Raw genomic sequence first — 20,842 nt, forward strand, 5'->3', positions numbered from 1 at the left:
TAAATAGCTTGTCGATTAGCATCTTCACTTTCGGTTTATCTTGAATTTATGATTTAAAATGAATCGAAGTCTTCGATTGTTTGATAGACTGAAAGCATGATTATTGCAGGTGTGATTGCTGAATTCAATCCGATGCATGATGGGCATCGTTATTTACTTCAAACCATCAAAGAACAACTTCATCCCGATGTTTTAATCGTTGTTCTATCTACTTATTTTTCTTCTCGAGGTCTTCCTTCCTTAGAAAATGTCGAAACAAAAACAAAACTGGCACTCGAAGCTGGTGCTGATCTAGTGATCGCTTTACCAAGCGTTTATGCCATGCAAAGTGCGGATTATTTTGCTCGTTATGCGATCGAAGCTTTATCGAGCGCTCAAGTCAATATTCTATGCTTTGGATCAGAAAGTGCCAATTTGCATACCCTTCAACAAAAAGCCAAACAAATTCAACTCTTAAACGTTGATCCCTCTACATCACTCGCCCGAAATGCGGCCAAGTTCGATCTCGACTTACAACCAAACGATATTCTCGCCATCCAATATATTCGTTGGTGTGAAAACTTTAATATCAAGCCCTATCCGATTTTACGCGATCAATCGCTCAAATCCGCTACTCAAACCAGAGCAGACTATTTTTCCGGAATAGAGCAAGTTGAAGATCATTTATTCGAACCTCAGCAAAATTGGTCTTCCTATTACCCTTTTTTGCGTTATCAACTTTTAGAGAATGATCCAAAAGTGCTGAGTCAAATTTTCTTAGTCGAAGAAGGAATTGAACATCGCTTAATTCAATGTGCCCTTTTGCATGATCGTTGGGAAGACTTCTTAAATGCGGCAGTAACGAAAACTTATTCTAAAGCGCGGATTCAAAGAACTTGCTTTATGATTTTGCTACAAATTTCTAAAACAGAAGTGAAAGAACACCCCTCTTTTTTTGAAATGCAAATCCTTGGCATGAATACAATTGGTCGCAATTGGATTAAGTCTTTGCCAAAAGAAACACCCATGGCAAGCAAATTCAACCAATTGCCCACTCACTTACAAAAATGGCATCTCAAAGAACACCGTTTATATTCTTTGATTTCGCCAAAGACAAAACCTTGGAAAGTCGTCGTTGAACACGAATAAGAAAATCGCAATTTCATCGAGTGGATCAACCAAAAATCAAAATACTTCTTGTGCGAAAGGAGAATTGATGATGAAACAAAATCCCCACAACAAAACAAAACGATGGATCGGCCTTGCTGCTCTAATTGGAACATGTGTTATGATCTATCGTCATTACTTACCCCCAATTAAAAAACCAAAAGACACTCCTTATGAATATGGATTAGTCCTTGGTTGTGCTGCTCATGATGATGGAAGCATGTCCAACTCCCAACTTGGACGTTGCCAATTCGCTTTAAAGGAGTATGATCGCGGTCGTTTTAAAACGCTCATTTTATCCGGATCCGCTGTCCAAAATGAATATGTAGAAGCTGAAGTCATGGCCAAATGGATCCAAGAACAAAATCCCAATATTCCTTTACTTTTAGAAACGCAAGCCAAAAATACGTGGGAAAATTTAAAATTTGTCCAACAAATGATCAAAGATGCCCCTATTGAAATCATCACTGGCTCGATGCATGCAAGAAGAGCCAGTGCAATTGCCGCCAATTTCTTCCCGAATTATTGCGTTGCGAGCTATCCTGACTTCACGTTCAAAAAACTAATTTTAGAAGCTCGTTCACGCTTGCTCTATTGTTTTATCGAACTAAAAAAATCATTACAGAACACTCGTTAAAAAACTGCTCGACGATCTAATCTATCCGATCGATTCGAGCAGTTTTATTTTGAATATGATCATTTTATTGGAATTGATTATTTGGATTTTATTCGCAAGTAAGGCCTTCTTGAGTTTCAAAACCTTCTACTAAATCTTTATAAACTAATTTTGTATCTTCTGGAAGTTCAGCAACTTCTAAAATTTTGGAGAAATCCTCGAGTTCAATCGAGAGTTTTAAACTTTCTTCTGTCATTTCTGATTTAATCGAATCTGCTTCAACATTTAACATCGATCCAATAGCTTCTTTATAGACTGATTCATTTTGTTTGACTGCTAATTTGACATCTTCATCGGTTAGTTCAGCACCTGCTACTCCAGATAAATCACGGATTGTCGAATATGGCATTTCGAATTCACATGTCATGCTATCGATTTCGGCATCTTCACTTGGTGCAGTAATTGTAAATGCGACTTTCATTCCGTCTAATTCCGTAGCGCAACTTGTCGATACAGTTTTGGATACTGGGGCATTGTTTGAACATCCTACCAATAGGGTTGCTCCGATCAATAAAGCTGAGATTGATTTAAAATTTTTCATTGTTTTTTCCTTTCTTGGAAATGGAGTAATCCTGATCACTTATCGTGATTTTCTTAAATCCACTATAACTTGTAAGCGCTCATAATGAAATAAAAATACACAAAAAAATACATATTTTTTTCATTTCACCTTCAAATAATTCTAAGCCTGTTCTTTTTATTCACCGAAAAATAAAAGGAATGCTTTTCACTAGCATCCCTTTCTTATTGATGAATTATATTTTATTGAATCGTACGAATGATTTCATTGACGGAATGAACACGATTTTTTGAATTTGACGTGTTCAATAGATCGGAAGCTGGTCAAGATTGATTTGAGAAGTTTTTGATCAATTATTGATTGTGTTTAGATTTAATTTGGTTTTTTATTCGCAAGTTAGTCCTTCTTGAGCTTCTAACTTTTCAACTACATCTTTAAAGATTAATTCAGTATCTTCTGGAAGATCTGCGATTTCATAGAATTGATCCATGTCATCAATATCAACTGAAAGTTTTATGCTGTCTTCGGTAAATTCAGCTTCCACAGATTCCACATCAACGTCAAATTCAGATGCCACTGATTGTTTATAAATTTCGGCATCTTGTTGAGCCGTCGCTTTGAATTCCTCATCAGAAACATCCGTCATTCCCGCTAATTCCTTAATAACTGAAAACGGCATTTCAATTCCAGTTTGAACGTGATCAATTTTGGCATCTTTGCTTGACGCACTAATTGTAAATTTCATTTTCATTGCGCCCAATTCAGTCGAACAGCTTTTTGATACTGTTTTAGAGACACTAGGTACAGTTGCATTATTTGAACATCCAACAAATAAAGCTGCTCCAATGAGTAAAGCAGAAATTGTTTTTAAGTGTTTCATATACTTTTCCTTTCCAGATTATCGAATAATCCCAATCACTTAAAACTACTTTAAACACTTTAATTATAACTCGTAAGCGCTACAAGCAATATAAAAAACGCTAACTTCTTTAGCGGTTATGTCTGTTGGCATGACCGTTTTTTCTCTATCTCATCAAATAACAAGAATTCGATTGCACGATTCAATCATGGACAACACTCTGTTTTTCATGGAACTGAAAAAAGGCAGCAACTCAAGGAGTTTACCTTAAGTTCCTGCCATTGCTACACCTGAATTATAGTTAACTATTCTTCATTATTTTTTGATTTTGATAGATGCAAGATCACGGAAGATAAAATAACAAACCCAAAATAAGTCAAGGTTCCACCTATCAAATCATTACCAGGGATTGCTAATAACCAGCTTGTAGCAATCGCCAAAATGATATAAATTATCGTACATGTAATAATAAATTTTTTTACAGATTCAAACATAGCTTGCCTCTCAATAATTGAAAGTAGTGTAATTCGCCATTTGATCTTCAAATCCAGTAACATTGAAAGAAATACCTGCACCAGGGCCAAAACTTACGCCGATTCCACCCACCGATGCCTTTCTATGACAATATGAAGAACTGACATTAGCAATGCCACTACTGTCATTTTTAGAAATTTTGGCATTAATTCTTACCCATTCTAACGCTTGTCCATAATAATCACTGCATTCCACAGAATATCCTACACCTTGATTTGGGGATTGAGAGATTAAATTAGTTTTTCCTGCGGCAACCCCAATGCTTTTATATGAAGCTGTAGCACTTGAAGAAATAAGAGCAAAATTATCTGCCCATGCAAGAGCGAATGCATCTTGCATTCTAAATGCAGGAACCATTTTCCATGTAGCAGTAGCGGTTATATTGAAAGTATCCTTTCCAGACTCCGGTACTCTTGATGCAGTAACATAAATTGACATTTCATTGGAACCTATTGCACCTTTTGTTAATACACCATCATAATTTTTTAAATATTCTTCTTCAGTTTCTAAAACTTGAACTGTTTTTGTAATCGCAACAAGCTCCCCTTCGTAAGAAAAATTAGGATCGATTTCGTAAATCTCATATAATAGTTCTATTTCTTTTTGGCTCAAATGGTCGTATTTATTTCCCTCAAACTCGTTAGCGTTAATTGAGGATGTAGGAATACATAAAAACGTTATCGAAAAAATTAGAATTATGTTAATTAGTTTTTTCATAAGTATATCTCCTTTCTAAACTAAATTTCACATATACGCAGTATACTTTCCCATGGTTATCACATCTCCCTATTTCTACTTTAATTGTAAAACATATTATTTTTTTATGTTAGTCTTATGCAATCACCAAAAATATATTATAATAATAAAATACGATCTACATCATCGACATTTTCAGCAATCATAAACATTAAACATAACGATTGTATGTAAAAAATAATGTATCAACATCCAAGCACACCCTTGGAAGAGAGTGTACTTTTTTCTCTGTTAATTTTTTATTCAGTAGAACAATCGAGTAAAGAAGTGACTGATTAGTACTGTTTTTTCATCTCACAACACCTACACAGGAATATGTGATGGTTCAAGTAATTTTTTAGTTCTTATTAAATGTTAATAAAGAGAGTTGATCAAGTATGGTCGATTCCCTTTCCTCTGACGATAATGACTGTATTCGAACTTTCACCCACTAGATGCGTGTCATGCTCGCCGCAGCACTTAAAAAGAGAATGCCTAATTTCAAGCATTCTCTTCTTGTTGATGAATTTTATTTTATTGAATCGTGCGAATGACTTCATTGACGGAATGAACTTTTTTCAAGTTAGCGATCAGCTTTTCAAGCATTTGTCCATTGCGCACAGTGATGTCAATTTTGGTTGTCGCGGTTAAAGAATCGTTATTCACGTTAGAAGAAATTCCTTTGATTCCAATCGCATTTTGTTGAAGAACAGTAACCAAATCGGACAACAAATAGTTGCGGTCTTCCGATTCAATTTGTAAATGAACTAAATAACTATTATCCTCAATTTCTTCTGCCCATGAAACAGGAATTAAACGTTCTTGTTCTCGTGCAATATTTGGACAATCTTTGCGATGCACTTTAACGCCACGTCCTTTGGACACATAACCAACAATCTCATCTCCTGGAATTGGGCTACAACATGGTGCTAAAGACACTTGGATCGTATCAACACCTGTAACAATGACGCCACAAGCGCTTGGTTTACCACGATTTCCATTTTTTGAATACAACTTAATAATTTCCGCATTATCGTCAGATGCTGCTTTCGTTGTTGCAAGACGGTCGATAATCACTTGCACTGGGATTCGTTTTGAACCAATTGCTGCATATAAATCTTCTGTGTTGTGATAAGAAAACGATGGCAGCATTCCTTCAATTCGTTTGGTGTATTTTGCAAGTTCGTCCATCGAATTTTCTTTTAATGCATGTTCAAGCATCAATTCGCCTTGTTTAATCATCTCACGACGATCTTTTAAGTCGATTTTTTGGAAATAAGAACGAATCTTATTTCGCGCATGAGCAGATTTAACAATTTTAATCCAGTCACGGGATGGGCCGGATGATGTTTTACTCGTCAAAATTTTGACAACATCCCCGGTTTTTAAAGGTGTATTTAAAGGCACAATAGCGCTATTGACTACTGCTCCTGTCGTATGGTTTCCTACTTCAGTATGAATGCGGTACGCAAAGTCGATTGGTGTCGATCCAGAAGGCAGAGCGATCACTTTTCCCCGCGGAGTAAAGCAATATACATTCGCTTCAAAAATATCTTTTTGAACTGTCGACATGTATTCTAATGGGTCTTCACTATCTTCATCCGTGATGATCGAGAAATCTCTAAACCACGAGAGTTTATCTTCCATTTCTTTAATATTGCTTTCATCGCTACCTTTACCATTTTCTTTATACAACCAATGGGCAGCAACCCCTTTTTCCGCAATGGAATCCATTTCTTCTGTTCGGATTTGGATTTCAAAGATACTTCCATCTGTACTCGAAATGACTGTGGTATGCAAAGACTGATACATATTGGATTTTGGCATCGCAATATAGTCTTTAAAACGACCTGGAATTGGTTTGTAGGTCGCATGGATGTAACCTAAAATTTCATAACAATGGGTAATCGAATCAGTAACGATACGAATTGCCTGCATGTCGAGGATTTCTTCGAATCGTTTATGTTTACTCATCATTTTTTTATAGATGGAGTAGAAATGTTTAGAACGACCAAAGATGCGATAAGGGATATGGAATCCATCTAGAATATATTCAATATCCGTGATCATTTCTCGAACTTGAGCATTACGTTCACTGACACGTTCAGCAACCATGCCTTTGATCATTTCGTATTGTGTTGGATATAAGTATTTAAAAGAAAGGTCTTCTAGCTCATTTTTCACTTTAGAAATCCCTAAACGGTGCGCAATTGGCGCATAAACTTGAAGCGTTTCTTTAGCAATTTTCTGTTGTTTTGCCGGAGATTGGTATTCAAGCGTTCGCATGTTATGTAAACGGTCGGCAAGTTTAATCAAAATTACGCGAATATCTTTGGCCATCGCAATAAAAATCTTGCGGTGGTTACTTGCTTGATATTCTTTTTCGTCTTTAAATTGTGAATTAATTTTCCCAATTTTTGTAACTGCTTCGACAAGATCTGCAATTTCACTGGAAAATTCATTAACGATCGTGTCGTAACAAACTCCATCACAGTCTTCTACCGTATCGTGGAGTAAGCCCGCTGTGATTGTTTTTGGTGAACAATGCAGTTCTGCTAAAATATTCGCCACTTGAATGACGTGGATGACATAAGGTTCACCTGATTTTCTGAATTGCCCTTCATGTGCTTTCAGAGCAAATTGGTATGCTTTTTCGATGAGTTCAAGATTCTCCGGCTTTTTAATATAAGTTCGGATATTTTCCATACATTGATCCATCGTTACACTTTTTTTGTCCGGCATAATTGAGGTCCCCTTTCTGTTTTACGGTCCATCAAATCATTGAGTACGCAAATGACATGTATTGATTTCTTTACTTTAAACTACAAAAAATTCTCGTTTTTTTCATATTTTATATTGTGATGACTCGATCAACAATAAAAACACTGTGTTTTTGAGCACACAAAAAAACGAGGTATTTTTTTACAATTTAATCATTTCTATCCCAAAATACAACATATAATGCATGTTCTTTTTGTTTATTGACAAAAAACAAAACCAATCTAAAACAAAAGACAAAAAATCCTGTTATTTAGAATGCCCTAAATTAGATCCATTCGTATAACAGGATTATTGGATTAAAATCGATTAATTTTCTTCTATAAAAAATAGGCTTATTCACCTTCGTAATGAACTAAGCTTAATACTGGTGCATCATCGAGTTTGTTACGACCATGCAAGTCATCTAACTCAACAACAAACGCATAACCAACAACTTGGCTATCACAACGTTTTACCAAGTTTGAGATTGCTTTAACCGTTCCACCTGTTGCTAATAAATCATCAACAATTAAAACTTTGCTATCTTTTGTTAACGCATCTGCATGCATTTGTAAACGGTCAACACCATACTCTAATTCATAAGTTTCTTCAATGACTGCACGTGGTAATTTACCTGGTTTACGTACTGGAACAAAAGGTAATTGAGCTGCAATGGCTGCTGGAATACCAAACATAAAGCCACGTGCTTCAGGCGCTAAAACATGTGTTGCTCCTACTTCTTTAGCAAAGTCGGCAATTTGTTGAGCTGTTTGCGCTAATGCTTCTGGATTAGCAAGGACTGGTGTGATATCACGAAAGATAATTCCTTCTTTTGGATAACCAGGAATACTTTCAATAATTGTTTTTAAATCCATGATGAATGATTTCTCCTTCAATAAATACGTTCTTTTCAATTTAAATCTATAAAACGAAAAACGCATTCTCTATTCTATACTACTTTAGCTCTGGAAAAACGACCTCTATCAATTTTGTCGCGTTTTTGGTCATTCTATTCCTTATTTATAGATAATTTCATCAATCAAGAATTCTGCTTTTTCGCGTCGATAGCTCGATAAGTTCACGGTACCGATCAGCGCTTCGATTTGTTCAAAAGGGGTATGGGCATCTTGTTGGCTTTGATTGAAGTGAATCGCTTCAACACCATTCGCAAAAACAAATTTACGATGTACCCCTTGACTGAGATCAAAACTACGAATAACGAGGGGATCACGCAAAATAAAACGAGGTAATTCAAAACCTTGGCCAAATGGACGAAAAGCATCTAATGAACGCACATTGTCAACATTAATTTCATCCGGTTCGATTTCCACTAACGTTTCTTCTTGTGCTTGCCACTTATAGTGATGACCTTTCTCAATTAAATAAGATTTAAAGTCTTCATAGCGAGTTGGATCAACCGTCATTCCTGCTGCTTGTTCATGTCCACCATGCTGCAAAAAGCCATCAAAGTCAGCTAAAAACTCAACGCAATTAAATCCTTTTGGGGCGCGCATAGAACATTTAATCCCATCAGGATTGATTGTCCCGACAATTGCTGGTTTTCCATATTGGGAACAAAGATTCCCCGCTGCCAAACCAATAATTCCTTCTGGAAATTGTTCGTCTGCCGCAAATAAAACCGAATGCATCGGATTAATCAGCACTTGTGCTTTGCCATAAACAAAATTGGATAACTCTTTTCGCTTATTGTTGATCTGATTTACAGATTGCGCATAAGCAGCCACTTGAGGCGCGGACTGACATTCCATATAACGCACAAACGTGTTCACATTGGCAATATTGGACAAACGACCCACAGCATTGATCTTGGGCGCAATTTGAAACGCTGCATCACGTTCATTAATCGGATGGCGCGTAATAAATGGATCAAAATGAATATTTCCTTTTTCATTCATTAAAGCCAATCCTTTTTGAATAATACTTCGCGTCTGTCCACCAACTCGCATACAATCGGCAATGGAGGCAATGGCAGCATACTCAACGAACTCATCACTGATCACATTCAATGCTCTCATGCACTCAAAAGCGACACCTGCTCCACACAAACTCGAAAAGCAAGGTTCTAATAAATCAGGATGCACTAAAACTTCACATTCAACTGTTTCAGGAAGAATATGGTGATCCGTCACAATGACGCTCATTTTTAATTCTTTAGCTTTTTGTAATGCATCTTTCGCTTTCACGCCATTATCACAAGTAATAATCAGCGAATAACCTTTATCATAAGCCATTTGTACTGTTTTTTCGGATAAGCCATATCCTTCTTGAATACGATCAGGGATATAATAGCCACACTCTAAACCAAGTTGTGATAATCCTTCATGTAAAATCGTTGTGGACATAATGCCATCACAATCGTAGTCACCAGCAATCAACACTTTTTCTTTCTGATCTAACGCTTGTTGAATGCGCTGTTTAAACGATTGAATACATTCGCTTTGCGATACTGGATATAAATCACGAGGATGTAAAATTTCATCGATTAAGTCTTCATCTGGAGAAATTGCAGAGAGGACTTTTTGAATAAATTTGCTCAAATTTGTCATACATCTCATTATAAAGGACTCTATTTTTCATTCAAATTTCATTTTAGATTCTTTTTGTTCATCTATATCTACGTACTTGAAGCATCTGTAAATATTTGAAAATAATAGAGTGTAAGATAAATCCCTCAATTCGTAAAAGACACACACTAATAAAGGCGAGAACCAAGTGAATTCAACTTCACAAAGAATATTGCACCCAATCAAATTCTCACCTATTTTATATTTAATCCATTCGGCCGCCTAATCTAACATCAAAAATAAAATCCAAATGTTCTTCCGCGTTTGTTCCTATTTAGATAGTATTTGCGAGGCAAATGCCATTTTCACCCCTTAGCGTCCAATATCGACGTTAAGCTCAAAAAAAGCTTAAGATAAGGTATCACATGTATAGTTTAGTCTGGTGGAAAACTTGTATTTTAATATACAAAATACATTGTAATAGCAAATAACATGCATATACCAAAGACAATGATATTTAATATAGTCGTGATCACTTTCACTAAGACATTTTCATTATCTTTTCGTAGTTGAGATATTTGTAAAGCGGTATTCATAGCTTGAATCACCAATAGCAATAAAAATATGCAGACCCGCCAAAAATCATCGATTTTCGTAAACAGAAAAATTACGTATAATACAATAAAAATTAATGTTCTATATAAATATTTCATACCCATTCACACTTTAGGTTAGTTATTTCTATTATAGACATTAATTCCCCACTGAATATCAGCCTGATCTTTAGGATCATCAAAATATGATGAAAACCACTCTAGTTTTGTTGTTCCAGAAGTAATTTGAACAATTCCAGCTGCTGCCTTCAAAGTATTCGGTCCAAATATCTCACTTCCTACATATCCATAATGGAAATTCCCTATAGTTTCTCCCGTCATTGTTGCTCGTAATTCTGTTTCAAAATATTGAGTATTTAATCCCAAATATGCTTTATAATCCCAAATACCTCCACCTTTTACTCTCTGAGCAAAGTATGTCCCCGCTACAACTGTTGCAGTACCAAAAACTGCATTGTCATACACAGATCTTAATTCTGCCGCATGTGCTCTACATTCAGTCATTAAATCAATCGTTTCTGCTGCAGGCATTGGTCTAAAAGGAGCTTCTGGCGCATGGAGTATGGTAAACGACAAATCGGAATCCACTTTTAAAACATTTAAATCAACTAAATAATTAATTTTGCTTACAAATTTATTTAGGATATTTAGCTGATTTATGTCAATATTCCTCCCATCTATATGCGTATCAATCTTCCCCATGTTTACAGGGACAAACTCTTTATTTTTTCCAATGGATTAGATAAAAGTGAATTTTACTTCGACTTATCTTTTACGGGTTCTCCATTTTCGTCAATTGCTCCCTCAACCCTCAAGCCACGCCATAATACCAAACTTGCAAAACGGGCATGTTATCACATCTTTGTAAACCTCTTGATTGCAACATGGACAAATAACATATTTTTCATTCTTTACATTTTCCATCTGTTTATCGCTCCCATACAATTTCAAATTTGTAGTTTTCTGCTTTAAATTCTTCGGGAATTGCCTATTCTTCAATTTCATAATTCATGCTAGTGTGATCAATTGTTGGTGCCACCTCTTCATGATCTTGTTCCGTTGCGGCACTATTGACACTTTCTGTAGAACCAGCCTGATCATTTATATCTTGATTTGTCACACAACCGCTGAATAGCAAAGCAATAGCGAATAATAGATTCAGTTTTTTTCATACCGACACCTCATTACGAACCAATAAACAGAATCCCATCATTTTAGATTTAATAAACGTAATATCCTCCATTACCATTCAAAGCTTGAATCATCGTTGATTGTGAAACAGTTCTTAGATAGTCTCTATCTTTATTTGGGTCGCTGTAATGCAAATTTTCATTTGCATCATATCCCACTCCGACAACGAAATGAGGTGTAAATCCTTGATAATATGGATCCAACAAACTCAACATATTCGATGGATTGAGCTCTAATATTCATAACAAGTTGATTGGCAAACTCATTATCACCAATTTAAAATCTAATTATGATTATGTAGATCAAATTTATTTAATAAGCTCTGTGTTTTATTTACATTTCTATTGTAAATAAATTCAACTAAAAGAAAAAGCGCTTTCATTATATATTTCAGAGTTTTTCATAGGATGATTTTAGATACTAGTAACTTCTTTACATTTTTATCTAAGACCAAATCTGAATATTTAGATAGACTGATTGTAGAAGCAATCGTTTTTAATGTAGTTTTTCCAGACATGCACCACTTTTCCATCTGGATATATCAAAACTCAAAAAAAAAATCCTTTTAGTCTTTTCTCGAATTTACTCTTTCGAGTATTGACTAAAAGGATTCTTCCGATTTCATGTTTGTTAAAAATCAAAGTATCCAAACCATCCCAACTATAATTTAGATCCATGCTGGTTTTAGTTTTGTTCTTCTTGATTCGTAATCGATTGGGCATATGATTCTGGAACGGGAATATTTAAATGTTGATAAGCCTTGGCAGTTACCATTCGCCCTCGTGGTGTTCTATTGATTAAACCAATTTGTAATAAATATGGTTCATACATATCTTCTAAAGTAGTCGCATCTTCCCCGATTGAACTAGCTAAAGATTCAAGACCAACAGGTCCTCCATTGAAACGATAAATGATGCCCTCTAAAAATTTGCGGTCCACCTGATCTAAACCAAGTTCATCAATGCTCAATCGTCTTAAAGAATCTTGAGCTACTTCTTTGGTCACTAACCCATCGTTATACACTTGCGCAAAATCACGAATTCTTCGTAACATGCGATTGGCAATTCGTGGTGTACCACGAGAACGCAATGCAACTTCATGAACCGCTTCATCTTCCATTTCACAACCTAAAATTGATGCTGTTCTTGAAACAATCTTTTCAAGTTCTTGCGTGGTATAAAACTCCAAGGCTGATACAATCCCAAAGCGATCGCGTAGTGGCGCCGATAAATCTCCAGCACGTGTTGTTGCCCCAACAAGTGTAAATGGCGGTAAAGGTAAGCGAATGGAATGCGCTGTTGTTCCTTCTTTACCGACAACGATATCTAAAAAGAAATCTTCCATTGCGGGGTAGAGAATTTCTTCAATTTGGCGAGGGATGCGGTGAATTTCATCAATAAATAAGACGTCACCTGCTTCTAAGGTCGATAAAATTGCCGCTAAATCCCCACTTCGTTGGATTGCTGGACCACTTGCGGTCACTAAATTGCCTTTCATCTCATTGGCAATAATCATCGCCAATGTCGTTTTTCCTAGTCCTGGAGGTCCATATAATAAAACATGATCCAGTACTTCATTGCGTGACCGTGCCGCTTGTATATATACATTTAAATTGGCTTTTAATGCATCTTGACCAATATATTCTTTCAGAGATTGAGGACGAATTGCTTGTTCGCTATCTTCCCCTTCAAACTCGCTTTTTTGTGCATCTAAGATCCGCTCTTCTGCCATGCAAGTCTTCCTTTCTTGATTACTTTATCTTTTATGATTTATTGTCATTTAGAAACGCTTATTTTTAGCAAGGATTTTCAAACAATGACGAAGCAGATCGTTCACATTACCTTTTTCAATCTGATCTGCACTCAATTCAATCGTATTAATTTCGGCCTGCTTATAACCAAGAGTCAATAATGCTTCACTGACTTCATCCCAAACTGGCAAGTCGACAGTTTTTCCTTTGCTTTGACTTGGTAGCGTTGTTTCGATCATGATTTTTCCTTTTAAATCCAAGATCATTTGTCCTGCTGTTTTTGCGCCAATTCCCGGCAGTTTTTTAAGTGTTCCTGTATCTTCTTTTTCAATCGCCGTGATGATCGTTTGACAATCCATTGCCCCAAGCATATTCAATACACTTTTGCAGCCTAATCCTTTAACTTGGATCAATGAGGTAAATAATTCATATTCCTCTTCTGTTTCAAAGCCGTATAAATATTGACCATCTTCTTTGAATTGGTGGTAAGTAAATAATTCCACTTGTTCATTTCGTTGATATTTGGATGGCCGATTTACATAGACATCATAGCCAACTTGGCCAACTAAAAGAACAATGCAATCTTTTCGTTTGGTCAGTACTGTTCCTGATAAATAAGCGATCATGGTTGAATCTCCTTTTTTAATTCATTTTGTTCATGCCTTCTTGTACTGATCAAAATGAGGATCGAATGTCTGATCTGTCGACAAAACAATTCGATATTGATTATAACAAAAGAAACGTATAAAAGCGCAACGAGTTTGCTGCGTGATTTTCAATGAACTTTCATGTATTTTCATTATTTTCTGTAAGCAAATTTCCGTTTTTCTCATTTTTTCGAACTCTTCTTGTACATTTTTTATCGAACTAACTTAATTCTTCCGTAATTTTTAAATTTGAGTGATATAACTTTTGTATTACATTCGGAATTGTCTACGTTTGGAGTTCAATCGTCGATAATTTATGAACAGTAATGCAAATTCAAATAAGATAGGAGATACAACAATGAGTAAGATTTATAACTTTTCTGCAGGACCAGCCTGTATGCCAGAATCTGTTTTAAAAAAAGCAGCAGAAGAAATGCTAAACGCAAATGGCTCAGGAATGAGCGTTATGGAAATGTCACATCGATCTTACGATTTTGAATCCATCCTTAAAGATACAAAAGATACGATGCGTCGTTTAGCCAATATCCCAGAAGAATATGAAATTCTGTTTTTACAAGGTGGAGGAAACTTACAATTCTCCATGATCCCGATGAACTTCAATCAACATGGTGCTGACATCATCAACACGGGTCAATGGACAAAAAAAGCGATTAAAGAAACGGAAAAATTAGGACGTGTGCATATTGCTGGAGATAGCAGTGATGCAACATTCTCTTATATTCCAAAGATCACTCAAGATGATCTCGATCCCGATACGGATTATGTTTATATTTGTGAAAACAACACGATTTACGGTACGAAATATAAACAACTTCCTCCTCATGAAGGAAAACGTTTAATTGCCGATTTATCTAGCTGCATCTTTACCGAACCACTTGATGTGACCCAATACGACCTCATCTTTGCGGGTGCTCAAAAAAATCTTGGTCCAGCTGGTGTCACCGTTGTCTTTATTAAAAAAGATTTATTGGATGAACAACGCGATGATATCCCGTCGGCAATGCTCGACTATAAAACTTATGTAGACAATGACTCCATGTACAACACGCCACCAACTTATGGAATTTATATGGTCGGACTCGTCTGCAAATGGTTAGAAGAAGAAATCGGTGGATTAGCTGAAATGGAAAAAATTAACCATAAAAAAGCTTCTCTGCTCTACGACTATTTAGATCACTCCCAATTATTCTCTAACCCCGTCGCAAAAGAAGACCGTTCTTACGTCAATATTCCTTTTGTCACAGGGAATGCTGATTTAGATAAAAAATTTATTGCCCAAGCAAAGGAAGCTGGCTTTGTAAACATTAAAGGTCACCGCTCTGTTGGTGGTATGCGTGCTTCTATTTATAACGCAATGCCATTAGAAGGTGTCCAAGCTTTAGTTGATTTTATGAAAAAATTTGAAGAGGAAAATGCATAATGAATAAAATTTCTTTAATGAACGTCATTGCCCCCAAAGGCTTGGCAGTATTCGATCAAAACTATCAATGCCAAGAAAAAGCAGAAAACCCAGATGCGATTATCGTTCGGTCTGCTGATCTACACGACTATCCTTACAATGATAACTTAAAAGCAATTGCGCGAGCTGGTGCGGGTGTCAACAATATCGATTTATAGGCTTGCACAGAAAAAGGGATCGTTGTTTTTAACACCCCAGGTGCAAATGCTAATGCCGTAAAAGAACTCGTTATTGCCGGATTATTACTGGCAAGTCGCGATCTCTATCATGGAATTGAATGGGTCAACACCCAAAAAGGAAGCGAAACGTTAACAAAAGATGTAGAGAAGCAAAAAAAGAAATATGCGGGTCATGAAATTGCTGGCAAAACACTCGGCGTTGTTGGCTTAGGCGCAATTGGCAGCAAAGTTGCCAATACGGCTTTACATTTAGATATGAACGTTTTGGGATATGACCCTTATCTTTCTGTCGATTCAGCATGGAAACTTAGCCGTTGGGTTGAACATAAAGTTGATCTCAACGATTTATTTGCCAACTCTGATTTTATTTCTTTGCACTTACCTTTATTAGATTCCACAAAAGGATTAATCAATAAAGAAGCAATCGCCCACATGAAAGACGGCGTTAAAATTCTTAACTTTGCCCGTGGTGGTTTAGTCGATGATGATGCTATTTTAGAAGCATTAGATTCAGGGAAAGTTGCTTTATATGTGACAGACTTTCCTGATGGTAAACTCGCTGGCCATGAAAAAGTCATCGCTTTACCACATTTAGGCGCAAGTTCTGAAGAATCTGAAGAAAATTGTGCTGTTGCTGCTGCACAAGAAATTCGTGCTTATTTAGAAGAAGGAAACATCATCAACTCTGTGAATCTGCCTAATGTTTCTTTGGACATGCGTTCTCCATACCGCGTTGGGGTCATCCACACCAACACTCCAAAAATGCTTTCGCGAATTACCGACATTTTGTCCAAAGACGATGCCAACATTGAAAACTTAATGAATAAATCTCGTGGCAACATTGCCTATACAATTTTGGATCTAGATACTGCTCCTACTCAAGAATCATTAGATGCGATTGCCCATCTGCAACAAGTCATGCGCATCAACTTATTCAAAAAATAAGCATGAGTCATAAGCTCAATCGTATAAGATAAGTTAAGCGTCGCAAAAACAAACACTCCCACAAACATTACGCCTACAGTTTTTTGTGGGAATATGCATACTCACGAATAGAGTGTCCCCCCAAAAAAAATTCTAAATACTCCTCCACTCAAAACTCATCATTTTCCCTACTCACTTACTCAATACAACTCACAACATGAGTTGGCTAGACATGTAACTTTCTCAATGACGCTTTACTAATCAAAAAACCCGATGGAAAACTTTGCGGTATAATCCATCGGGCTATTTTTTATCCTATAAAACAAAAACAATATTTATTGTTGGTTTGCTTTTCGAAAAGCGACTTCATCGAAATCAAGTAAAATCGGGCAATGATCACTGCCATAAATATCGTCTAAAATTGTAATTTCGCGAATATAAGGCATGAGTTCAGGAGAAGCTAGCCAATAATCGATGCGCCATCCATCATTGCGCTCTCTTGCCCGGCTGTAATAAGACCACCACGTATATTGGCGAGTTTGCGGATGCAGTTCGCGAAATACATCTTTAAAATAAGGCATTAAATGCGCTTCAAATCCCTGCCGTTCTTGAATTGAATATCCAGGGCTATTCTTCCCGGCTGCTTCATTATAAATATCGAGCTCAGTACGAGCGACGTTAAAATCACCGCAAACCAAAACTGGACAACCCAATCGACGCAAATGTTGACCAAAAGCTTCATCCCATTGTTGACGAAATTCAATTCGCTTCAAACCATCTTGGGCATTTGGCGTATACACGGTCACTAATGCAAAGCCATCAAAGATTGCTGTAATGACGCGTCCTTCTTGATCTAATTCTTCTACACCTAAACCATAAGTGACTTGTTTTGGTTTGATGATACTTGCGATCATCGTTCCCGAATAACCTTTTCGTTTTGCGGAATTGATGAACACTTGATCAAAGAGATAAGGATCCATTTCAATTTGTTCAGGTAAAGCTTTGATTTCTTGAAAACAAGCAACACTTAAATCAAGCATCCCTAAAATGTCTTCTAGACCTTTCTTTTGGATTGCACGATAACCATTAATATTCCAAGTTAAAAGTCTCATCCTATCCCTCCATCATGCGATTTTGAATTGCTTTTTTGGCTAGGTGCTGTTGCGATCAATGGCATTTGTTTTTCATCTTTTAAATCAAAATTTGCTTCACGACATAAATAGATCGGACGTTCTTTCACTTCCATGTACGTTCGCGATACATATTGACCTAAAATACCAATGGAAAGAAGTTGTATACCACCAATTAACATAATGATGCAAATTGTACTTGGCCATCCTGCAACCGGATCGCCAAACATCATTTTGCGAACGACAATAAATATAATCGCGAAGAAAGAAACAACCGATAACAGCATTCCAAATGCCGAGGCAAATTGTAAAGGCACAGTTGAAAAAGAAACGATTCCACTAATCGCATATTTAAACAATTTCCAAAACGACCACTTCGTTTCTCCGGCTACTCGCTCAACATTTTCATATTCAAGCCATTTTGTCTTAAAACCAACCCATCCAAATATTCCTTTGGAAAAGCGGTTATATTCGCCCATTTGTAAAATGGCATTCACAAATGGACGGGTCATCATTCGATAATCACGAGCACCATCCACCATATCGACATCTGATGCTTTATTCATCAACTTATAAAATTGGCGAGCAAAAAAGGAACGAATCGGTGGTTCTCCAGCTCTCGTTACTCGTCTAGTCGCACAAGAGTCATACCCTTCAATTTCAATCGCATCAATCATCTGTTTTAAAAGAGCCGGGGGATCTTGTAAATCCGCATCCATAATGACGCAATAATCGCCCTGCGCATTTTTTAATCCTGCATACATCGCCCCTTCTTTTCCAAAGTTTCTTGAAAAAGAGATATAGTGCACTCTTGGATCTTTTTCGGCAACTTTTCGAATTTCTTCCATTGTCCGATCCCGAGATCCATCATCCACAAGCAAAAATTCAAATTCATAATCACTCAGTTGTTTAGATTCGTGATCTAATGCCTCATAGAGGATGGGAATCATTTCTTGTTCGTTATGACAAGGCACAATAATACTTACTTTCGCCATCTTTCCCTCCAATTTCTCAAATATTCACATTGAGTTTATCTTCTCAACGAATTCTTTATTCCATAATTCTTTAAGATGGTATCACGATTTATAAACTTTTGCTTGTAGGATTCGATCTAGATGCATTTTCAAAAGAGAATCAATTCTAACTCTCTTTTGAATTCATCCACGATCATAATCTAAAATTGAATCTTAGTGTCCCATTGATGACTTCTATTCTATTCGATTCTTTTATTGTATTGATTTATAATAATGATAATTATGAACAGAAAGGTAACACGTTATGAAAAAGAAAAAGTTGATCTATTTTATTTTGATGGTTTTCCCTTTAATCGTAGTCTGCCTTACACTCCCGTTTTTACCCGAACAAATTCCTGCGCATTATAATTTGAACAATGAAGTGACGCGCTGGGGATCAAAATATGAAACTTTGTTTTTTCCTTGTATAGCCCTTTTTGTTGGATTATTTTTGCTTGGAATCGCCAAGTTGAGTTCAAAGGATCTGGAAAATGGCCAACAAAACGAAGAAGTCTGCTTATTGGCAGGGATTGTCGCATTGCTTATATTCAATGTCATGACTTTATTTTTTCTCTATACAGACTTCAAATCCATTGCTAATTTGAATTCTGTCCCCATCGATCTCTACCAACTCATTTTCGGCACACTCGGGTTTGGATTGATCTTTCTAGGTCAACAAATGCCTAAAGTAAAGATGAATCATTCCCTCGGTTTACGAACACAATGGAGCATGAAAAACGAAACCACTTGGTTAAAAAGTCAAATATTTGGTGGCTATTCATTTATCGTGACCGGCATTGCCATTTTACTGATTTGTTTTATGACTAACGGATTAAATTTGTTTTTATGGGTATTTGCAGTAATCATCCTCCAGTTGATTGTCGATATTTTTGCAACCTGGAAAATCGCAAAAGACAATGAAGCCAATATTGAATAAACTTTTATCAAGCGATTTTTTATACAACGCAAGTAGCGAAAAATCCCTTTTCTAGATTTTCGCTACTTTTTATATTCGCCATAACTAAACCCATTTTCCTTTTTCTACATCAATTGAATAATTTCAAAAAAAGGGGATTGACCTGAAAAAATCTTGTTTAGAACTATACTTCTAATCTTCGTTCCCTTATTACTCATAAAAAAATTTTGCGTGATTAGACGCAAAACTTTTTTAAAAGATTCCTTTGTTGTATTTCATCTGCGCGTAAAATATTAAGCATAAACCAATCACACAAGATGAAATCAAAACATACTGCACGTAATCTTGATTCCAAAACGTCATGAAATAAGCCAATACAAGTCCTAGCCCAATCACTACTGTTCCAAACCCCATAACTTTTCCATATCGTGGACGATCTTCTTCAGTTACTTTGCGGCGATTATACCCGTGAATTGTACTGATATTCCCTGTCATATTTGTGATGCCAATGACGATGATGAACACGCCAACAATGAGTAATCCTAAATCTCCCATATAATCCTCCTAAAAATAAAACAAGTCTTCAAATTTCTTATCCAATGCGATGCAAAGCACCAAAGCTAATTTAGCTGTTGGATTAAATTGTCCCGTTTCAATAGAACTAATCGTATTTCTCGATACCCCAACCATTTTGGCAAGTTGGGCTTGCGAAAGATTGGCCTTCATACGGATTTCTTTTAAATGATTTTTTAAAACTAATTCTTCATTCATGGCGCCACCTCAATTAAACGTGCGACAAATCCTGCCAAAGCAGCTAATGCTAAAGATAAAAATGTAATGGATAAAACATAATCACTTCTTGTTTTCATTTGTCTATGACGAACAAACCAATTCGTTGCCAGTAAACTAAAATAAATGACCCATGGACTATAAATAAATGCATCTGCAATCCAAAGCGAAAGAAGTGAGAGGACACAACAAACCGTTGCGCCTACTCTTAACGCATAATGTCCAGCACGCTTAGCGACTTCAAGTTCTACTAAATCTTTGTCGCCATTCTCTTTTCGACTCGCCGATAAGATCTCTTCTTTGTTCATATAACCTCCTTTTGCCAAGTTTTATTGGCGCATTTAATATATCTCTTGCCAAGTATACTTGTCAACTCTATTCATTTTGCTTTTGTTAAAAAGATTCAATTTCAAAAGTAAAGAAAAAAAGACAGAGGGTTTTGTTTCCACTCTGT

Annotated in this window: 20 protein-coding genes and 1 pseudogene; 5 read left to right on the forward strand and 16 right to left on the reverse strand. The window is 36.3% G+C overall.

Features of this window, described 5'->3' with window-relative positions; genetic code table 11:
- Nucleotides 1-96 precede the first annotated feature (96 nt).
- Nucleotides 97-1,128 carry a nucleotidyltransferase family protein gene (locus tag ALLST_RS0105765; RefSeq protein ID WP_019893151.1) on the forward strand — a complete coding sequence of 344 codons (1,032 nt, stop codon included), beginning with the start codon at nt 97-99 and terminating at the stop codon, nt 1,126-1,128.
- Nucleotides 1,129-1,195: 67 nt separating this feature from the next.
- Nucleotides 1,196-1,783 (forward strand): YdcF family protein, encoded by a 588-nt coding sequence (locus ALLST_RS0105770; RefSeq protein ID WP_156816572.1) that lies wholly within the window; start codon nt 1,196-1,198, stop codon nt 1,781-1,783.
- Between the two features lie 88 nt (nt 1,784-1,871).
- On the opposite strand, the gene ALLST_RS0105775 is transcribed toward ALLST_RS0105770, so the two are convergent.
- The 11 genes from ALLST_RS0105775 to ruvA form a co-directional block, all read right to left on the reverse strand.
- The gene (locus ALLST_RS0105775; protein ID WP_019893153.1) at nt 1,872-2,363 is read right to left on the reverse strand and encodes a hypothetical protein; all 492 of its coding nucleotides are present in this window, start codon (nt 2,361-2,363) and stop codon (nt 1,872-1,874) included.
- A gap of 364 nt (nt 2,364-2,727) precedes the next feature.
- Complete coding sequence (locus tag ALLST_RS0105780) at nt 2,728-3,222, reverse strand: hypothetical protein (protein WP_019893154.1); 495 nt, start codon at nt 3,220-3,222, stop codon at nt 2,728-2,730.
- A gap of 284 nt (nt 3,223-3,506) precedes the next feature.
- Entirely contained in the window at nt 3,507-3,695 is a 189-nt protein-coding gene (locus tag ALLST_RS0105785; RefSeq protein ID WP_019893156.1) for a hypothetical protein, read from the reverse strand.
- A 10-nt stretch (nt 3,696-3,705) separates the two neighbouring features.
- A complete protein-coding gene (locus ALLST_RS0105790; protein WP_019893157.1) occupies nt 3,706-4,452 on the reverse strand; it encodes a hypothetical protein in 747 nt (248 codons plus the stop codon).
- A 552-nt stretch (nt 4,453-5,004) separates the two neighbouring features.
- Nucleotides 5,005-7,212, reverse strand: coding sequence for a RelA/SpoT family protein (locus tag ALLST_RS0105795; RefSeq protein WP_019893158.1), 2,208 nt, complete (start codon nt 7,210-7,212; stop codon nt 5,005-5,007).
- A gap of 371 nt (nt 7,213-7,583) precedes the next feature.
- Nucleotides 7,584-8,105 carry an adenine phosphoribosyltransferase gene (locus ALLST_RS0105800; RefSeq protein WP_019893159.1) on the reverse strand — a complete coding sequence of 174 codons (522 nt, stop codon included), beginning with the start codon at nt 8,103-8,105 and terminating at the stop codon, nt 7,584-7,586.
- Nucleotides 8,106-8,246: 141 nt separating this feature from the next.
- The gene (locus tag ALLST_RS0105805) at nt 8,247-9,797 is read right to left on the reverse strand and encodes a single-stranded-DNA-specific exonuclease RecJ (protein ID WP_019893160.1); all 1,551 of its coding nucleotides are present in this window, start codon (nt 9,795-9,797) and stop codon (nt 8,247-8,249) included.
- A 689-nt stretch (nt 9,798-10,486) separates the two neighbouring features.
- The gene (locus ALLST_RS10260) at nt 10,487-11,071 is read right to left on the reverse strand and encodes a polymorphic toxin type 44 domain-containing protein (RefSeq protein WP_019893161.1); all 585 of its coding nucleotides are present in this window, start codon (nt 11,069-11,071) and stop codon (nt 10,487-10,489) included.
- A 286-nt stretch (nt 11,072-11,357) separates the two neighbouring features.
- Nucleotides 11,358-11,489 carry a hypothetical protein gene (locus tag ALLST_RS11780; RefSeq protein WP_281166749.1) on the reverse strand — a complete coding sequence of 44 codons (132 nt, stop codon included), beginning with the start codon at nt 11,487-11,489 and terminating at the stop codon, nt 11,358-11,360.
- Nucleotides 11,490-12,244: 755 nt separating this feature from the next.
- Nucleotides 12,245-13,291: a Holliday junction branch migration DNA helicase RuvB gene (gene ruvB / locus ALLST_RS0105835; protein ID WP_019893165.1), complete on the reverse strand. Its 1,047-nt coding sequence runs from the start codon at nt 13,289-13,291 to the stop codon at nt 12,245-12,247.
- Between the two features lie 48 nt (nt 13,292-13,339).
- On the reverse strand, nt 13,340-13,936 hold the full coding sequence (gene ruvA / locus ALLST_RS0105840; protein ID WP_019893166.1) for a Holliday junction branch migration protein RuvA: 597 nt from the start codon (nt 13,934-13,936) through the stop codon (nt 13,340-13,342).
- 379 nt (nt 13,937-14,315) lie between these two features.
- On the opposite strand from ruvA, the gene serC reads away from it, so the two are divergent.
- Together serC and ALLST_RS10830 are read left to right on the forward strand one after the other, a co-directional pair.
- Entirely contained in the window at nt 14,316-15,398 is a 1,083-nt protein-coding gene (gene serC, locus ALLST_RS0105850) for a 3-phosphoserine/phosphohydroxythreonine transaminase (protein WP_019893167.1), read from the forward strand.
- A 17-nt stretch (nt 15,399-15,415) separates the two neighbouring features.
- A pseudogene (locus ALLST_RS10830) lies at nt 15,416-16,561 on the forward strand (3-phosphoglycerate dehydrogenase family protein).
- Between the two features lie 314 nt (nt 16,562-16,875).
- On the opposite strand, the gene ALLST_RS0105860 reads toward ALLST_RS10830, so the two are convergent.
- Nucleotides 16,876-17,652, reverse strand: coding sequence for an exodeoxyribonuclease III (locus tag ALLST_RS0105860; RefSeq protein WP_019893171.1), 777 nt, complete (start codon nt 17,650-17,652; stop codon nt 16,876-16,878).
- Complete coding sequence (locus tag ALLST_RS0105865) at nt 17,649-18,665, reverse strand: glycosyltransferase family 2 protein (RefSeq protein ID WP_019893172.1); 1,017 nt, start codon at nt 18,663-18,665, stop codon at nt 17,649-17,651. The genes ALLST_RS0105860 and ALLST_RS0105865 overlap by 4 nt, the downstream gene beginning before the upstream one ends.
- Nucleotides 18,666-18,948: 283 nt before the next feature.
- Here ALLST_RS0105865 and ALLST_RS0105870 point away from each other — a divergent pair, with 283 nt between their 5' ends.
- Nucleotides 18,949-19,620: a DUF1648 domain-containing protein gene (locus ALLST_RS0105870; protein WP_019893173.1), complete on the forward strand. Its 672-nt coding sequence runs from the start codon at nt 18,949-18,951 to the stop codon at nt 19,618-19,620.
- Between the two features lie 231 nt (nt 19,621-19,851).
- Here the strand turns inward: ALLST_RS0105870 and ALLST_RS0105875 are convergent, their stop codons facing one another.
- Genes ALLST_RS0105875 through ALLST_RS0105885 form a run of 3 tightly spaced genes read right to left on the reverse strand, consistent with a single transcriptional unit; the run spans nt 19,852 to nt 20,696 of the window.
- Entirely contained in the window at nt 19,852-20,154 is a 303-nt protein-coding gene (locus ALLST_RS0105875) for a DUF3784 domain-containing protein (RefSeq protein ID WP_019893174.1), read from the reverse strand.
- Nucleotides 20,155-20,163: 9 nt separating this feature from the next.
- Complete coding sequence (locus ALLST_RS0105880; protein WP_019893175.1) at nt 20,164-20,370, reverse strand: type II toxin-antitoxin system RelB family anti-toxin; 207 nt, start codon at nt 20,368-20,370, stop codon at nt 20,164-20,166.
- Nucleotides 20,367-20,696 (reverse strand): DUF6442 family protein, encoded by a 330-nt coding sequence (locus tag ALLST_RS0105885; RefSeq protein WP_019893176.1) that lies wholly within the window; start codon nt 20,694-20,696, stop codon nt 20,367-20,369. Before ALLST_RS0105885 ends, ALLST_RS0105880 begins: the two co-directional genes overlap by 4 nt.
- Nucleotides 20,697-20,842 lie beyond the last annotated feature (146 nt).

It is taken from the genome of Allobaculum stercoricanis DSM 13633, from assembly GCF_000384195.1.
GTDB classification, from domain to species: Bacteria; Bacillota_I; Bacilli_A; order Erysipelotrichales; family Erysipelotrichaceae; genus Allobaculum; species Allobaculum stercoricanis.

Bases quoted from the DNA above. Each gene is read 5' to 3' on its own strand.
- ALLST_RS0105765 (WP_019893151.1), top strand. From the start codon at position 97: ATGATTATTGCAGGTGTGATTGCTGAATTCAATCCGATGCATGATGGG.
- ALLST_RS0105770 (WP_156816572.1), top strand. From the start codon at position 1,196: ATGATGAAACAAAATCCCCACAACAAAACAAAACGATGGATCGGCCTT.
- ALLST_RS0105775 (WP_019893153.1), bottom strand. From the start codon at position 2,363: ATGAAAAATTTTAAATCAATCTCAGCTTTATTGATCGGAGCAACCCTA.
- ALLST_RS0105780 (WP_019893154.1), bottom strand. From the start codon at position 3,222: ATGAAACACTTAAAAACAATTTCTGCTTTACTCATTGGAGCAGCTTTA.
- ALLST_RS0105785 (WP_019893156.1), bottom strand. From the start codon at position 3,695: ATGTTTGAATCTGTAAAAAAATTTATTATTACATGTACGATAATTTAT.
- ALLST_RS0105790 (WP_019893157.1), bottom strand. From the start codon at position 4,452: ATGAAAAAACTAATTAACATAATTCTAATTTTTTCGATAACGTTTTTA.
- ALLST_RS0105795 (WP_019893158.1), bottom strand. From the start codon at position 7,212: ATGCCGGACAAAAAAAGTGTAACGATGGATCAATGTATGGAAAATATC.
- ALLST_RS0105800 (WP_019893159.1), bottom strand. From the start codon at position 8,105: ATGGATTTAAAAACAATTATTGAAAGTATTCCTGGTTATCCAAAAGAA.
- ALLST_RS0105805 (WP_019893160.1), bottom strand. From the start codon at position 9,797: ATGACAAATTTGAGCAAATTTATTCAAAAAGTCCTCTCTGCAATTTCT.
- ALLST_RS10260 (WP_019893161.1), bottom strand. From the start codon at position 11,071: ATGGGGAAGATTGATACGCATATAGATGGGAGGAATATTGACATAAAT.
- ruvB (WP_019893165.1), bottom strand. From the start codon at position 13,291: ATGGCAGAAGAGCGGATCTTAGATGCACAAAAAAGCGAGTTTGAAGGG.
- ruvA (WP_019893166.1), bottom strand. From the start codon at position 13,936: ATGATCGCTTATTTATCAGGAACAGTACTGACCAAACGAAAAGATTGC.
- serC (WP_019893167.1), top strand. From the start codon at position 14,316: ATGAGTAAGATTTATAACTTTTCTGCAGGACCAGCCTGTATGCCAGAA.
- ALLST_RS0105860 (WP_019893171.1), bottom strand. From the start codon at position 17,652: ATGAGACTTTTAACTTGGAATATTAATGGTTATCGTGCAATCCAAAAG.
- ALLST_RS0105865 (WP_019893172.1), bottom strand. From the start codon at position 18,665: ATGGCGAAAGTAAGTATTATTGTGCCTTGTCATAACGAACAAGAAATG.
- ALLST_RS0105870 (WP_019893173.1), top strand. From the start codon at position 18,949: ATGAAAAAGAAAAAGTTGATCTATTTTATTTTGATGGTTTTCCCTTTA.
- ALLST_RS0105875 (WP_019893174.1), bottom strand. From the start codon at position 20,154: ATGGGAGATTTAGGATTACTCATTGTTGGCGTGTTCATCATCGTCATT.
- ALLST_RS0105880 (WP_019893175.1), bottom strand. From the start codon at position 20,370: ATGAATGAAGAATTAGTTTTAAAAAATCATTTAAAAGAAATCCGTATG.
- ALLST_RS0105885 (WP_019893176.1), bottom strand. From the start codon at position 20,696: ATGAACAAAGAAGAGATCTTATCGGCGAGTCGAAAAGAGAATGGCGAC.